At 59.4% G+C, this 15603-nt stretch carries 13 protein-coding genes and 1 pseudogene; 2 read left to right on the plus strand and 12 right to left on the minus strand.

Annotated features, from left to right (window positions below):
• Positions 1-1494 carry a YfjI family protein gene (locus LA521A_RS16680; RefSeq protein ID WP_281779962.1) on the plus strand — a complete coding sequence of 498 codons (1494 nt, stop codon included), beginning with the start codon at positions 1-3 and terminating at the stop codon, positions 1492-1494.
• 240 nt (positions 1495-1734) lie between these two features.
• On the opposite strand, the gene LA521A_RS16685 is transcribed toward LA521A_RS16680, so the two are convergent.
• From LA521A_RS16685 to LA521A_RS16720, 8 genes are all read right to left on the minus strand, one after another.
• The gene (locus LA521A_RS16685; RefSeq protein WP_281779963.1) at positions 1735-2952 is read right to left on the minus strand and encodes a type II restriction endonuclease; all 1218 of its coding nucleotides are present in this window, start codon (positions 2950-2952) and stop codon (positions 1735-1737) included.
• 3 nt (positions 2953-2955) lie between these two features.
• Complete coding sequence (locus tag LA521A_RS16690) at positions 2956-3390, minus strand: very short patch repair endonuclease (protein ID WP_281779964.1); 435 nt, start codon at positions 3388-3390, stop codon at positions 2956-2958.
• 5 nt (positions 3391-3395) lie between these two features.
• A complete protein-coding gene (gene dcm / locus LA521A_RS16695) occupies positions 3396-4634 on the minus strand; it encodes a DNA (cytosine-5-)-methyltransferase (protein ID WP_281779965.1) in 1239 nt (412 codons plus the stop codon).
• A 92-nt stretch (positions 4635-4726) separates the two neighbouring features.
• Positions 4727-6403: a hypothetical protein gene (locus tag LA521A_RS16700; protein WP_281779966.1), complete on the minus strand. Its 1677-nt coding sequence runs from the start codon at positions 6401-6403 to the stop codon at positions 4727-4729.
• A gap of 3 nt (positions 6404-6406) precedes the next feature.
• Positions 6407-6832, minus strand: coding sequence for an EcoRII N-terminal effector-binding domain-containing protein (locus LA521A_RS16705; RefSeq protein WP_281779967.1), 426 nt, complete (start codon positions 6830-6832; stop codon positions 6407-6409).
• Positions 6829-8658 carry a DEAD/DEAH box helicase gene (locus LA521A_RS16710; protein ID WP_281779968.1) on the minus strand — a complete coding sequence of 610 codons (1830 nt, stop codon included), beginning with the start codon at positions 8656-8658 and terminating at the stop codon, positions 6829-6831. Before LA521A_RS16710 ends, LA521A_RS16705 begins: the two co-directional genes overlap by 4 nt.
• Positions 8645-9445: an HNH endonuclease gene (locus LA521A_RS16715; protein WP_281779969.1), complete on the minus strand. Its 801-nt coding sequence runs from the start codon at positions 9443-9445 to the stop codon at positions 8645-8647. The genes LA521A_RS16710 and LA521A_RS16715 overlap by 14 nt, the downstream gene beginning before the upstream one ends.
• Positions 9446-9456: 11 nt before the next feature.
• Positions 9457-11112: an ATP-binding protein gene (locus LA521A_RS16720; RefSeq protein ID WP_281779970.1), complete on the minus strand. Its 1656-nt coding sequence runs from the start codon at positions 11110-11112 to the stop codon at positions 9457-9459.
• A 748-nt stretch (positions 11113-11860) separates the two neighbouring features.
• Here LA521A_RS16720 and LA521A_RS16725 point away from each other — a divergent pair.
• Entirely contained in the window at positions 11861-12553 is a 693-nt protein-coding gene (locus LA521A_RS16725; protein WP_281779971.1) for a MobA/MobL family protein, read from the plus strand.
• Between the two features lie 325 nt (positions 12554-12878).
• Here the strand turns inward: LA521A_RS16725 and radC are convergent, their stop codons facing one another.
• From radC to LA521A_RS16745, 4 genes and pseudogenes are all read right to left on the minus strand, one after another.
• On the minus strand, positions 12879-13376 hold the full coding sequence (gene radC, locus LA521A_RS16730) for a RadC family protein (protein WP_281779972.1): 498 nt from the start codon (positions 13374-13376) through the stop codon (positions 12879-12881).
• 82 nt (positions 13377-13458) lie between these two features.
• Positions 13459-13662, minus strand: coding sequence for a hypothetical protein (locus LA521A_RS16735; protein WP_281779973.1), 204 nt, complete (start codon positions 13660-13662; stop codon positions 13459-13461).
• 21 nt (positions 13663-13683) lie between these two features.
• Positions 13684-14582: pseudogene (locus tag LA521A_RS16740) on the minus strand (recombination directionality factor).
• Complete coding sequence (locus LA521A_RS16745; protein ID WP_281779975.1) at positions 14576-15571, minus strand: YqaJ viral recombinase family nuclease; 996 nt, start codon at positions 15569-15571, stop codon at positions 14576-14578. The pseudogene LA521A_RS16740 and the gene LA521A_RS16745 overlap by 7 nt, the downstream one beginning before the upstream one ends.
• Positions 15572-15603: the final 32 nt, after the last annotated feature.

The following is a 15603-nucleotide window of genomic DNA, read 5'->3' on the forward strand; positions in this document are numbered from 1 at the left end:
ATGTTCATCCTCAACCAGTCTTCCTATCCCACCCATGCCTTCCCGCCGCGCATCCAACGCGCGGCGGAAGAGCTGGCCAAGAACGTCCAAGTCACCGACATCATTGCGGGCACGTCCTGTCTGACTGCACTTTCGATTGCGCTGAGTCCCCTTGTCGACTGGCGGCATCCGTTGTCCGGGCAGATCCGCCCGTGCGTTCTCTATCAGGCGATTGCTGCGATTTCCGGGGATCGCAAGTCCTCGGCCGAAGCCGAGCTCTGTGCCCCGCTTTACGCCCACGACATCGAGGTCATCGAACAGGAAGACGACCACGAGGACGCATACAAGAAGGCGTACGCACGTTGGGCTGCCCTCCACAAGCGGGTGCTCGGTCAGTACGCGAAACTGGTCGAAGCGGGCGAGGTCGCCGAGGCGGAGGCCCGTCTTTCGGCGATCGAAGCTCAGGAGCCTGCCCGGAACAGGGCGCACCGCTTCATCTACACCGATGTCAACAAGCGCTCCATCTTTGAGGCGCTCGACGGCAACGGAAAGGCCATGGCCCTTTTGACGGACGAAGGGCAGACCCTGCTTTCCAGCACAGTGATGCGCCACTACGGCTTCCTCAATAGTGCCTGGGATGGCAAGAAGCTGCTGTCGCTCGATCGCGCCGAGCACAAACATCTCGTCGCCCGAGATTCGCGACTGACCATCAGCTTCATGATCCAGCCGGACGTGCTGGCGGAGTTCTTCGCTAAGCGAGGCAAGATCGTGCAGTCCTCCGGCTTCTGCGCCCGCTTCTTGTTCTCGCGGTCTCCCTCGATCCAAGGGCGCCGCGAGCCGAAGCTCAACCAGCCGCTTGAGCACCTTCTGCCCTTCCATGCGCGTTTTCGCGAGCTGCTCCTGGCCTATAAGGAGATGCTCCAGTCCGGACGCGTGAGCCGGGACGTCCTTGAGTTTGATGAGCAGGCGAAGGTTCTGTGGCTTCAGATCGCCGGCAACGTCGAGGCCAGCTTCCAGCCTGGCCAGTTTCTCCACGACATCAGCGACTTCGGCAACAAGTACATGGACATCGTCGGCCGCATTGCCTGCCTCCTGCACTACTTCGAGCTCGACACCTCCCGCCTCCCGGCTGACCCCGAGGCTCGTGCCCGTGCTATTGGCTCCATTTCCCGCGACACCCTCTCCCGGGCAGAAACGATCGCTGGGTGGCACATGAACGAGTACAAGCAGCTCTTTTCGCCGCCGCTGCAGCGCGCTCCCGAGGAGATGGACGCCGACAGCGTCTACGCCTATCTGTATCGGACCTTCTATCTTCGGGGGGTTGGAGAAGTACCGAAGAACCACGTTCGCCAGTACTGCGGCGTGCGCAACAGCAGCCGGCTCCATAGCGCCCTCCAGATTCTGGCGGGACGCAAGGCAGTGTGGGTCAGGCCGGTGGTGTACGGGGACAGCAAGAAGCCGAAGGACTCCATTGCGCTCAACATGCAGTACTTCAATTCCTGCCCGATCTGCTGATCGAACCGCCAGTCCACGACCCAGCCCGCCGGCCCGCAAGAACCGGCGGGCTTTCTCGTTTCAGGGTCGCAGACGACCTTGAAGATTTTGAACGATCTTCCCACTCGGACGGGGGAATTGATGACACGACCATCGAGCGAACCGCTTACCGCCTCGCGGTCTCTCGGCCCCTATTCCGCCAATTTTCGCCCTCTCCTGAAAGCTGCACGCGACGACGGGGCAATCGTTGACGGTTTCAACCTATTGCTGCCGTTCCAGCACCAAGCGGGTGAATGCGTCGACATCGAACAACCATTGCCGCTGCTCAGCGTTATAAGTGTCGTGCAGACCACGGGGCAGAACTAGCTGCAGATGTTTGGCCTGCATTTCGCTGGTCTGGTTGACGCTGATTGCGGTTTCCAGAGTGAGCAGATGCTTTTCTTCGATCCGGTCGGCCTCAGCCAGCACTTGCCGCCAGCGATCCTTGCAGGTGCTCTTGACCGCGAGCATGGAAAGGCGCAAAGGATCAAATCCGCTGTCGTGGTATTCGTTCTGCCCCGGGAAGAGGAAATCAGGTTTGGATCTGTTTTCGGTAATGGCCGTGCGCTTGTACCGGATTCCCAGCGAGGCCAGGACAACCTCCATGTGATTTTCCAGGGCCAGACCGACCCGACTTTTGCGCCGGTTCTGCACAGACAGGGAGAACTGGATGAAGTCCTCGATCTGGTCGCCACTGAAACCCTGCGCCAGCCTCTCTCCAATCAGATGGCGTTCCAGAGTGCGGAACAGGATTTCCTCGCGCTCCATCCAGGCCATGAGCGCCGCGTCCGGGTCGTCACGTGGATCGATCTCCGCGAGTGTCTCCCGTGCGTAAGCTGAGAAATCCAGCGTCTTGGGGAACCTTCCGCCGAAGCGCGCCAGCATGGTTTCGAGATAGCTTTCTTCCCGCTGCTCCACCTCGATACCAATGCTTTCGAGAATGATGGTTGCTGCGAAACCAACCTTGTCGTTCTCGCCTTCGAGTTCGGAACGCACGGAAAAATTTAGAAGCCCCTCATCGTCGAAACCGAATAGCCATTCGATCTGGTTCACCGCGCTCGAACCGTTGGCGGCAATCACGACCAGCAGCCCCTCATCACGTCGCTTCGCTATAAGCAGCAGATCCCCTTCACCGCCCTTCTCTGAAACTGTAGTGGTCGGAAAATAGAAGCGGTACTCGGCAGAACGGAGAGGCTGGTTCTCGCGGCTGTCGTACAGCGTCAGGAAAGCGTCCTCAATGATCGGTTCGTCACTCTGGTCGTCCAGGTAGATGAACCGCGCAGGCAATCGGGTACGCCCGGATGGGCGTCCCATGAAAGCCAGCATGTCCTTCGTGGCGTTGTATTCGTGCTGGTTCGATCGCGTCGTATCGGCCTCGACGGCCGACAATCGCTTGACCGCCACGCCTTCAAAATACTCTGACAGGTAGCCGCGCTTCACCACTTAGCTCTTTATCTCGCAGAGTTCATCATTGGACCGGAGCCATTCTGACAATCGCTGCACGGCGACGGCGGGATCCGTCCGAATGGCGCACTCCCAAACCGTACCCACGCGCCAGCCCGCCTCGAGCAGCGCAGCCAGATGCTTTTGGTCGTTCTCACGATTGCGGCCGATCTTGGTTCGCCAGAACTCCTGCCGGGTCCCAGGCTGTTTGAAAAGCCGGCAGTCATGGCCGTGCCAGAAACAGCCGTGCACGAACACTACCGCACCGTATCGCGGCAACACGACATCCGGGTTGCCCGGCAGCCTTCGTTGATGGAGCCTGTAGCGGAAGCCGAGCGCATGCAGCCCGCGGCGGACGGCAAGCTCCGGCTTCGTATCCTTGCCACGGATGCCGGACATCATCCGGCTGCGCGTGGCCTGGTCCACGATGTCCATGCGGCTCAGGCGGCCAGCAGCGACTTCTGCCGGGCCAGCTCGGGATCGATCAGTTCCATGATGCGCGGCTTCATCACACGGGCAACCTCGCGCATGACCGGCATGACCACGCTGTTGCCGAACTGCTTGTAGGCCTGCGTGTCGCTGACCGGAATGATGAAATCTTCAGGGAAGCCCATCAGACGGGCGCACTCGCGCGGTGTCAGCCGACGTGGGCGCTTGCGTGGACCTTGGGACACGAGGATCTCCGAGCCGTCCTTGTAGTAGCGGGCCGACAGCGTGCGCGACACGCTGTCCGGGCCGACCAGCCCGAACCCGAAACCGTTGCCGGCGGCGCGGTGCTTCTCCGCGTAGGCCTGCAAATAGGCCCAGAGCTTCGGGGTGAGCGTGTAGCGGTCGTCGACCTTGGCCTTCGGCCCGACGGTGTAATGCCCCTCCGGTTCCTCGCTTCCGTCCTGCGGGTGCAGGATGCCCTTCATCCTCGGCTTGTGCTCCGGCAAATACATGTCGTCGAAGGTGAAATCGGTCTTGTCGCGGAAGCCGACGATCAGGATGCGCTCGCGGTGCTGCGGCACGAAGTGCGCGCCATCCACAACCTTGCAGGTGATGTGGTAGCCAAGCTCCTCCTCCAGGACCTTCTTGATGACCCGGAAGGTGTTGCCTTTGTCGTGGCTGACGAGATTCTTGACGTTCTCCAGCAGGAACGCCGCCGGACGCTTGGCTGCAATGATGCGAGCCACGTCGAAGAAGAGGGTGCCTTGGGTCTCGTCGGCAAATCCGTGGGCGCGGCCCAGCGCGTTCTTCTTTGATACGCCAGCGATGCTGAAAGGCTGGCAGGGGAAGCCAGCTAGCAGCACGTCATGAGCCGGAATGTCGCGCTCGTCCACCTTGGTGATATCGCCCTCCAGGGCGTGGGCCGACTCCGGGAAGTTGGCCAGGTAGGTCTTCTGCGCGTAGGAGTTCCACTCGCTGGTGAACATGCAGCGCCCGCCGTGAGCCTCGAAGGCCATGCGGATGCCCCCGATACCTGCAAACAGGTCAATGAAGCGGAAGTCGCAGTCTCCCGACTCATTGGCCAAGGGCAACAGGCGCTGGCGGATCGCGTCAGCAGCATATGGCGGCGGGTCGGTCTCCCCGACCTCCCAGCGCCGCAGGGTTCGGGTCGTGATGCCTAAGGCCTGGGCCAACTCTGTCTGGTTGTAGCGACCCCGGAGGGCAGTCAGAAGCTGGCGGGCGTCTTGCATGGGCGACCTCGGCGGCGGGACGGAATGCGGACAGTATGTCCGATTTTCATCTCACACGCTGCGAATCAGCCCGCCCGCTGGGGTAAGGGCAGTCAGTGGACGCTTCGGAAACCCCGGAGCCTTATGAGACCAGGCGCAGAGGACTGAGAGATGCTCGAAGGGACGACTTGGGGCCGAGCCTTCCTTCCCGACCGCCGGCCGCCGGGGTACTCGTCCAGCACAGCCCACAGGATTTCAGTTCCAACGCCGCTGGATGGAAGCGGGATGCCCCACTTCAGAGAAGTCTGTACCTGGAAGCTGCCGAAGCTTCCGTGGCTGCTGGCGTAGAAATCAGCAGCCTCTCGCCAGTAGCGAAGGAAATTTGGCTGAAGCAAGGCTTTGGCCGTTGAGAAATCCCCATCCACAAGCTGGTCGTTGAGAGCGGTCAACATGATCGACTCTTCACGTTTGACCGACGGACCATAGGTGCCGAGCGCGAGGGCAGTCTGCTCCAGCGTGGGCCGTGATGCCCTGAGCACAGCTATCCGCATTCTGAAAATGTCGGCAGCACGCGCGGTAATGCTGTTCGCACGAATGATTTTCTCGACGATTAGAGGCAATGCCTCTACAAATTCCTCGGCCGAATCCGGGTCATGCTCCGGAAGAATCTCCAGATTCATCGCCTTCGCGTAGGCGAAAAAATCGATCGATCCATCGATGGAAATGGATGCTCTTAGAAGAGAAGCCACCTTCCGAAGATTTTTTCCGGAGCGTGTATGAGGTGACGGGCCCGCGCCGCTCCTGAAGGAATCCCAGAGGTCGCCCAAGGTCGTCAGGCCGTGGTTCGCCAGATCCGTAGCTGGTTCGCCCAGTGGAATCGAATGAAGCGGAACCGACCGGAGATGCTGGCTCAGCGGCAAGAAGAGGCCAGGGTCGAGCTTCATCTGGGCACGCAAGACCTCCGGAATGGAAGCCTTGCTGGTAAGGATGGTCAAGATAAGCGGCAAATGGGGAAAGAGGAGTTCTGCCGGGACATCCCATGCGGTCTGAAGTCCGTCCAGGAAATCGGGAAAATTGATCTCCTCCTTTGCGCCAAACCACTCGGATGCACGCTTCCAATAGCCTGTAAAGCTTGTCCGCAGCGAGATGCCAAGCTTGCGTTGCCGACCGAGTACGAAGGCCGAAAGTAGCAACTGGATGAGCTTTGCTTCCTTTTGCCGGATTCTTTCGCGTGTTACCTGGACAGGAGACGCGGTCGCCACCTGCTCCAGCGTCATGCGCTCTTCCGGGAACCGGAGGATCCGCCCAGTAAGGATCAACCTGTCCGTCTCGGATCCTCGTGTCTCAAGGATCGCTTTGATGACTTCAGGGATTGACGAAACAAATTCCTCTCCATTGGTCACATCGCACTTTGGAAAAAGAGGACCAAAGGGCGACTGTGGCGCAACGGGGCCAACGAAAGGCTCATCCGTGCTGCTCGCCGAATCTGGGCCTTCGCCAACTGGAGAGATCGGCGGAAGCCCATTGAACTCACTCCAGTCAACAAAGCCATAGTCATCAACCATGAGCGAAAGCGCATCCAGCCTTCGCTGAATGACATCGGCGTCATCACGCCGAAGCCCCACGATCATCCTGAGTGTGCGAGGCTCGATTTCAAGCCTTCCAAGCAGCGAACCAAGCGTTCCGAGTCCTACGCTCTGCAGGACCTCTGCCAGATCGCCAATCCCAATCTTGGACACAGGGAGGGAATGAAGCGAATTATCCAGCCGATAGAAGAGCGAATGACTCATGACTCAATGCACCCGGCGCCATCCCTGAAGAACAATCACACCTGGCGGCGAGTCTTCGGCAGGTAACTCTTTTCGCTTCAGAGAAATACGGTATTTGCCGACTTCGTTTGTCGTGGAAAAGAGGAGACTGTCCCCGGCTTTCGCTCCCATCCTCTTGAAGAATTTCGTCAGATACGTAAGGCGATACTCGTTCCGGGTCCCATGCTCGGCATGGAGACGGTTGTTGTAGTAGACATAGCGAAATTTCCACTCATCCCCGAACTCGTCGATGCAAATGATCCAGGCATCCGGGTTTAATATGGCTGGATCCAGCACCGGAAAGAACGCCATCAACTCCTTGTCAGCCTTTGGAACAAGGATGCCCGCCTGGTGGCTGCCAGTTGCGCCCACATCGTTTGCGCTGAGTGTTTTGGCGAAAGTTGCTTTCATTTGCTGACAGGAGAGATGGAAAGTGCGCGACTGAGGTCAGCTGCATCGTCGGCACTGGTCGGAACTGCCTCGGCTCCCAGTTCACGCCTCATCTGAGATCTGTCCATCATTACCTGCTCGACGGTATCGGCATAGTAGAGGTGATAGACGGTGACTGGATTTTTCTGGCCTCGCCGATGTGCCCGGGCGCTGGCCTGAGCTTCGAGTGCAGGGTTCCACACCTGGGTGTAGTGGATGACCACGGTTGCAGCGGTAATGTTGAGCCCGGCGCCAGCCGCCCTGGGATTGAGAACTAGAACTGCGTCCCCGTCGTGTTTCTCGAATTCGTCAACGATTCGCTGTCGATCTTCCTGGGGAGTGGAGCCATTTATGGCGCCCCAGTAGACCGATGCAGGAAGATGCATAGCGGACCGGACAATGGGACCGCATGCGTTGAAGTTGGCGAATATCAAAACTTTTCGGTTGTTTGCAAATGACTCCATAACCAGCTCGATAGTGCGCAACAGTTTCGGCGTCATTCGCACTGAGCCGGAGCGGCCTCGAAGACTTACAAGCTCCTCCCATTCATCCGACTCCATTCCCCCGCTCACAAGCGCCGGATGCGCACAAAAAATCTGGAGCTGCCCTGTTGCGACCAATGAACCTGCTTTCGGATACTTGTGGAGGGTCTCTAGCCGCACAGACTCATATTCGCTGGCCAAGTCAGCATCGAGTTCCAGCGGAACAAGAACATCGGTCCTTTCCGGCAAATCCTGGGCTACGTCTTTCACGCGCCGCTTGAGGATTATTGGCGATGTAATTCTCGCCAGGGTGCGAGCCGAATCGTCGGTGTCGGAGTAAGAGGCCTCGAAAACGTCCCGTGTACCGAGCAGTCCCGGAATCGCAATATCGGCTAGCGACCACAAGTCGAGCAACCTCGTTTCAACTGGCGTACCCGTGACCGGAATGGTGCGTTTCCTGGGAATGTCACTGACGGACTGTCGCCGCTGCGAATCAGGATTCTTCAGGGCTTGCGCCTCATCGCAAATCAGCCATGACCACTCGACGGCCTTAAACAGGACTAGGTCGTTGACGACCGTGTCGTAGGTAGTGATTACGATCTGCGCACCAAGCAGGTGGCGCGGGAGCGTGCCCCTTCCGCTGCCGCGATGGATCATCACGGTCAGCGATGGAGAAAATTTTCCGAATTCGCGAACCCAGTTGGCGATCAGCGTAGTCGGACAAATGACCAATGCAGGAGAGGTTGAATCTGGCGGGTCAAGCAGGAGAAGAGAAATGATCTGCAAGGTCTTTCCCAAGCCCATCTCGTCGGCAAGGATGACCCCACCCGTTTTCGACAGGGCATTCCGCATCCATGAAACGCCCTTGTTCTGATATGGATAAAGATTGGCTTGCAGGTTCGGAACAACTAGAGGCGCGGTCTCACGATCGGCCGCGTCATTGGCGGAAACCAGAACGCTTTCGTCAAGTTCGACCTGGATCTCATCTTTGGCCGTTTGCTGCAGCTTGAGAACTTCAGGAAACGAAAGCGATTCTGAGTTTGCTCCCGCCAGCACTCTATTGATGACAGGCTGGACATCTTTGGGTAACGGATAGATCAGCCCATTCCCACATACCCAATTGAATTCGGGCGATGGCGCGGTAAGGAACTGGGTACCGGCGCGCCGCACAAGGCGTGCGCCCAAATTTACGACATAGCCATTGTTCTCCCGCACGATGGAGAGGACCGGGTCGAGTACGGTAGTGAAAAGGATCCAGCCATCAGGCGGATCCTTTTCAAGAACCGAAAATTCGCGTGGCCATGTTTTCGGATCAGGAGCGAGCATCGACCAGCAGTTCCTTCAGCTCATCAGGCGAAAAGGGGACGGGCTTCCTGGTGTGTATCAGCCGATGGCAGTTAGGACACAGGGGGATCAAATCGGAGACAGGATCGTATTGCCTCGGCATTTCGAGCAGGGAAACCGGCTCGAGGTGGTGGACCTCGATGATGTTTCCGCTTTCGCCAAACGCCTCCAGCGGGCTGAACCCGCAGGCGGCACACTTGTTGCCATGAATGGATAGACAGAGATAGCGGTTTCGGCGGCTTCTTTCGCGCTTCCGTATCAGCGTCTCTGTCACTTCACCTTCGATGTCCGGGACTTTGTCAGTCCACTCGTCATAGCCGATGAGTTCGGCCATCGCGGCCATCAAGGGCACCATGATGGTCTTTGCAGTGTCTGCAACCGCATTGGCACTGTCGTGCTCATCAACATTTCTGACGGTTACTTCGATATTGAAGTCACCGCCGCTGACCACCCAGTCATCCAAGCCGTAGCCCGGATTGATTCTCAGGTCATGGGATCGGGCAATTTGCTTCAGCAAGCCACGTGCGGTGGCCTGCTGCTCGTAGTTCGCTGCTTGCATTTGCCGGATGCACGGCGTGGAAAAGTCTCCGAATTTCAGGAGAACCAGATGGCGCCGGAGCCCGGAGGGTCTGACAGTGACAATCGGGCCATTGTTTGGCTCCAGATCGGAGAAATGAGCACGCAGTCCAGTTCTCAAGCCGGCCCTGTCCAGCTTGACTTCAATTCCAGCTCCAATTCCTAGTTCGAGAACCTGCTTGAGCAGGTTCACCCTGTCCCCTGTCACTGCTCAGCACCGGCTTGGGCAGGCAACAACTCCTCGATGTCATCCTCGCTCGCCGCCGGAGTGTCTCTCAGAAGCTTTCGCAGGTTCGACGAAATTTCATCTCGCAGGTCCTCGAATACCGCAGCCAGCTCCGGATTTGAGTTGTTGATTTCCGCGGCGGCAAAAGCCCAGAGGAGATAGTCGATGCCGTCAACTGTGTAGCCTTGCGAACCGGCCCGGAGGTACACCTTCTGGAAGAAGTCGTGATGCTTGTTGATTCGAACACTCACATGATGCCCGGACTGGTTCGGACTCCTTACGGCAGGCTCCCAAAGCAGGCCACTGGTCATGTCATCAACGGTCTCGACGTAAATCGACTTCACGTTGACGTTGTTTTCGACAGGAATATGAAGCTTGATGCCCTGACCAAGCCGGTTGTTGACGGTCGCAGTCTGAGTGGCGATGTCAACAGCCGATACTGAGGCCGTCTGGGTATTTGATGCGGCGATGGTCTTGTTGGCGCTCTGATGATTGATAACCGTTTCCGCCGCAATGGTCCTTTCCTTGCGGCGATAGCGATTGTTGGCTTCATTCCTGAAAGGAGTGAGGATCTTGTCCAGCACTTCTTCCAAAGCTGGGTCAAACAGGACCTTCGACTTCTTCACGTCAATCTTGAAGGCCTCATCCAGCAGGTGGTCGAAATCGAATTCGACCCGGATGAGGGAGAAGTGGGGTTCGAGGTCGAACAGGCCGAGCCAGCCGCCCCAGTGGATCACTCGTCCTTCGCGGTATACGTAAAACCCCTGAGCCCGATTGGAGATCTTCGCAATCTTGTTTTCCTCATCGGTAAGGGTTTTCCGATGAGGAAGAATCCACGCCGCCAGCTTGGCTTCGTGGACTGATCCGTCTTCAACTTGGATTTTCAGGGCCCGCGCATGGGGCGGCAAAACCTGCTCGGACTTCTCTGGATAAAAAGGATTCCATGCCTGAACGGCCGTGCCATCGAGAGTGATCGAAACGTTCCGTTCACGCTTGTCCGTGGGATCAATAAAGCGATGAAACACCAGAGCGAGGTGATCGCGGAGCTTATTGACGCGTGTCCGGATCGCATTCTTTTCCTTGGTGCCGCCCGCTTCTTCGTAGTCCTTGTCGAGTAGCCTGTCGCACTTCGACCAGATGACCAGCGTGCCCTTGTCGCCGCACAGTTCGGAAAAATAAAAGTCGTCCGTTGGAGTGATTGGCTCCTTCAGCATTTCCCACTTGTTCTCCAACTCCACATGCTCCAGGTCCCAAGCAAGCTTTTCGAGCGGAGCCGAAGCGTCCTTGCGCGTAATGATCGTAAATTTCTTGCCGATGGAACTGGAGGCAGTTTTCAGGCCGAGTCCGAACTTGCCCAGACTTTTCAGATTTTGCCGTTTGGGAGCGCCATAGCGCATGGCATGAAACAGTTCGGATGAACTCATGCCAGAACCGTTGTCGCCGAAATAGACGAACTTCCGCCCGTCTTTTTCCAAGGTGACCCTGATGTTCACCTCGGTTGCGCCAGCTGCAATCGAATTGTCGACAATGTCGGCCGCTGCAGTGTTGAAGTCGTAGCCGGTATCCCTGAGCCCGTAGATCAGGCGTGACGGATCCGGAAGATTGGTCAAGTCCTGTGCTTCCGCGTGGCTCATCTGGACACTCCCCCTTTGGCAGTTTGAATCGGACGATAACGTCGCGGCCAAGCGAAAGGCCGACACCGGATCGTCTCGGCGCTAACCGGCAAGCGCCTCCCCAGCCGATCCTCCCGAGGTTGTCGTCCGCGGTTCCAAGCGATATTACAGACAGGCGTCTCGAAAGTTGAGATGCCCGGTGTTGAGCCCACCTGGTGCGGTCAGGGGGATGGGTTAGCGGTTTGCGGCCTGATTGGCCCGCGCTTGGTTCCGAGTTACCCGAAGGGAGGGTTTTGGTCGAGGCTCACCGCAGCGGCGTTGTCGCGCATGGCCTCACGGTTCACCTCGCACGGCTGCACCTCTGCACCGCCACAGCGTTGCGGAACAGGCCTTCACTGCGATGACCCGATTCCGGGTATCAAGTCACATGGCACTTTTCATGGTCAACGCGCCCATCCGCATGCGCAAATGTTGCTGGCGTCGCAGGGGTAGCAGCTGTCACCTTCGAGGCCGCACTCACTGATCGGCGAACGATTGAATCCCAGGTCTGCTCTGTCTGCATGTTGGTTAAAAAATACTGGTGTAACGGTACGTTATGGGAAGCAGATTCGTTGAACTAGTTGCACGACAGATGCGCGCCATTGCCAGTCGAGGTAGTAGGGGCAAAGCCGACGTGCACTAACCGTTTCCCATAGACATCGCCAAACCCACACCGAGCCGGCGAGGCCACCCTCGCTGGCTTTTTTTATTACCAAGAGAGAATCAACCCATGGAATCCCTGCACTTCGGCATCCGCAGCGGCAAGCGCGGTACTGCGACCGACCACCTGAACTACATCACCCGCGAAGGGTCCTACGCGGCCCGCAATGATCTGGTGGCAACGGGTCGCGGCAACATGCCGTCATTCGCGCTGGACCAGCCAATGCTGCTCTGGCAGGCATCCGACCGGAACGAGCGAAAGAACGGATCGACCTTCCGCTCATTCACGATTTCCCTGCCCAACGTCCTGACGATCGAACAACTGACCGAACTGGCATGGCGGGAAGCCCGACGGCTGGCCGGGCCCAAGCCCTTCCAGTTCGCGCTGCACATGTCGCGCTCCTCGCTGCGGGACGAGCTCCACCCCCACGTGCATATCGTGATTTGCGACCGTGTACCGGACGGGATCGAGCGTTCACCAGAGCATATGTTCAAGCGTTACAACCGGAAGCATCCGGAAAAAGGCGGTCGCCGCAAGGACAGCGGCGGCAAGACACCGCAGGCGCTGCACAGTCATTTGACTGCGCAGCGCAAGGCTGCCGCCGAGGAGATCAACGCCGCCCTGGCCAAGTACGGACACGACCCCCGGGTCGACCATCGGACCCTACGGGAACGTGGCATCCACCGGGCACCTGAGCGCTATCTGGGTCCAGCACGGATCCGCACAATGACGACGGAAGAACGCGCGTCCTACGCTCGGTAGACAATGCGCGGAAACTTTGAACCGGATGGCGATCCCATGCGCTGTTGCGACCCACTCTAGTCCTTGGGCCCGCTCAAGAAGGGGACGGCCTGCTGACCGGAATTCAGGACAGCGGGCCGCCAATGGCAGTGCTATTCGTGCCACGAATGGCAGGAATAGCAAGTTTTCAACCGCAGGGGCCAAAAAAACAGGACACGCGCCCTGACCGGGTGAGCGCCGTGGCGCTCACCCGGTCAAAGCCGCCAATCCCTCCAGTCGCTCCATCGTCCCCCCACCGTCTTTTGGCAATAGTTCGGGTGTCGCGTCTGTGTTGGACGAACAACGGCTAGACCCAGCCCCTCGCCGCCATGCTGAGGCTCTGATGGCCGCCGACGATGACATGGTCGAGCAGGCGGATGTCCACCAGCGCCAAGGCCTGCTTCAGCCGTGCGGTCACCGCCCGGTCCGCCGCGGAAGGTTCGATCTCGCCCGAAGGATGGTTGTGGGCGACGATGACCGCCGCGGCATTGTGGCGCAGGGCTTGCTTGACGACCTCTCGCGGATGGACTTCCGCGCCATCCACGGTGCCGAGGAAGAGCTCGGCGTACTCGATCAGTCGATGCCGGGTGTCCAGCACGGCCGCGACGAATACCTCCCGTTCCCGGCCGCCCAGCTTGTCCCGAAAGAAGGCGCAGGCCACGTTGGGATCCTTGAACGACGTGCCGCGCTGCATGCGTGCATCCACGATCGAGTGCGCGGCTTCCAGGACCTGATCTGGCTGGGCCGGTTCATAACGGCGCGTCCGGCAGCGCACGTACAACGCTGGAGTCGACTGCATCATCATTTCTCCTCTTCGTGCTCCACAACGCAGGAGGGGCGCTTGCGCGCCCCTTCCTGCCACCGCCACTAGGACGTCACCTTTGCTATCAGCCGACAGCGCGCGCGCCATCGGATGAGCCCGGCGACGACACCCGCTCGCCAACGATCTCTGCGCCGGAGCCTTCCGTCCCCACTACCTGTGCGGCATCGGCCGGGGCTACTACTGCTTTCGATTTGGTCCGGTCCAGATAGATCACCAGGCCATACAGCGCAAAACCGCATACGACGGCACCACCAATTAGCTTCAACATCTTTGGTTTCCTCGTTGTTGACTATCCGTTGCCGATGCGGGCGACCTTGTCCTGCAGCCGGTCACTGAGCCTGTCCGATCGGTCCTTCGCGTCGGTGGCCTGGGTCGTGGTCCCTGCTTCGGGATAGAACTCCTCTGTCACCGCCGCACATCCTCATCCAGCTCCTCGAATGCGCCATTGGCGAAACCGCGCCTGGCCGCTTCATCCAGTGCCTCCTGGTCAAACCCGCTGCCCTTGCGCTGCGCGTCCTTTGCGTGGGCCTCGGCAATCGCCTGCTCCAACGTCATGCCGGTTCGCACCACCAGATCGACGTAGTAGATCGCCGCGCGATGGCTCATTGCCGTGCTTTTCCCCCGGAGCTTGAGCTCCAGTGGCATGCACGCCAGCCGCCCTCCGGAGACCGCGCTGAAGTACTGCAACCTGGCAGCGAGGGTCCGGATCGTGTTGAACGACGTGGTCCGCAACACGAAACTGCCCAAGGCATCCTCCTCGCCGTCGCCGACCACCGTGTTGAACCGGGCGTAGGCCTTGCACTCGCCGCCAGCGAATCGGCACAGGTCCGGCCCGAGGCATGGCAGGGTTTCGATGCCCTCCTCTCCACCGCGTCGCCGGCAGCTTTCGCCGTTGCCTACGCACATCGGCCGGCCGGTGCTGCGGTCGAAGAGGGAGTAGTCGGCCCGCAGATTCAGCGATGGATCGTTGAACAGTAGGCGGACGGGGATGGACCGGAGCTTTCCGGCGCCATCCCGGCGCAGGAGCTCGTCCAGCGGGTGCAGCACCCAGCCATCCCGGTTCTGCATCTGGCTGGTCAGGGTGAACTGGTCGTCCTTCTCCGGCAGCCGCTTGCCGTTGCGCTCCACCACGCGCCCAATGGAAATCCGCCCGACCACCGGCGGCGTAATCGAAAGACCTTTCAGCATGTCGCACTCCTTTCCGTTGATTCGACCTGGCGAGACAGCAGGAACCGGCGCGAGCCGGTAGTGGGCACGGTGTATCGGGCCGCAATGTCGGGGTGGTTTTCGGCCAGCTTTTTCGTATCGAGACGCGATCCGTCCTTGGCCCGCTTGAACGTCACCAGGCCGTTAGCGAACGCCGCCTTGGAGGCGTCCCCCATGGCCTGCTGGATGAGCTGCTTCAGGCGCTCGGCTTCTCGCTCCTTGGCGGCGAGATCCCCCTCCAATTCCGCCAATGCATCGAACGCTTTGCCGAGCTCCACATCCGCGGTGAAGTCCACGGTAGTGTCGTTGCCTCGGTACAGGTGGCGTAGAGCACGGGCGGCGGACTCACTGCCGTCCGCAGGCGGCGGCGTGTCAGACTCGACGTAGCTCCAGAAATGACTCTCCAACACCATCAAGCGGGCGATGATTTCGTCGTCCCGCTCGATACGGTGGACCTCCAACTTCTGACCACAGAGCAGGACAGCGACGTCCGCCGCCGCCTTACCGGTCACCGCAAGCTGGTGGTGCACCTGGAGCTGGATGTACTCCGGCACCCCGTCTTTCCAGAGCCTCGAGCCGAACTCTCCGGCCGTCTTGCACTCCAGGATCTGCACATCGGGGCTTCCGACTACTTCCCGGTCGATGTTGGCCAACATGAAGGGCAGCGTCGGATGCTGGAGCACGGCGTTGAGCTTCCTGACCTTCCGGTTGGTCTTCTGCTGGTAGGCCACCGCCACATACGGCTCCAGCAAGGTGCCCCAGAACCGGGGGTCGTCCATGCCCTGATGTTCGCCCGATGACACCTCCCGGCCGGTCTTTTCCAGCCACAGTTCCAGTTGGCTCTTGTACGGGTTCAAGCCGATGGCCGCGGCGGCGTCGGAACTGCCGATTCCGCCCTTGCGGACTTCCAGCCACTGCTCACGATCAAGCGCCCGGGTGTCAGCCAGGCGTAATGCACTTTGGGTCTTCATCTCAATCCTCCAAAAGCAGACGCCCGCCCGTG

Origin of the sequence: Lysobacter auxotrophicus (assembly GCF_027924565.1) — a bacterium.
In the GTDB taxonomy this organism is placed as follows: Bacteria; Pseudomonadota; Gammaproteobacteria; order Xanthomonadales; family Xanthomonadaceae; genus Lysobacter_J; species Lysobacter_J auxotrophicus.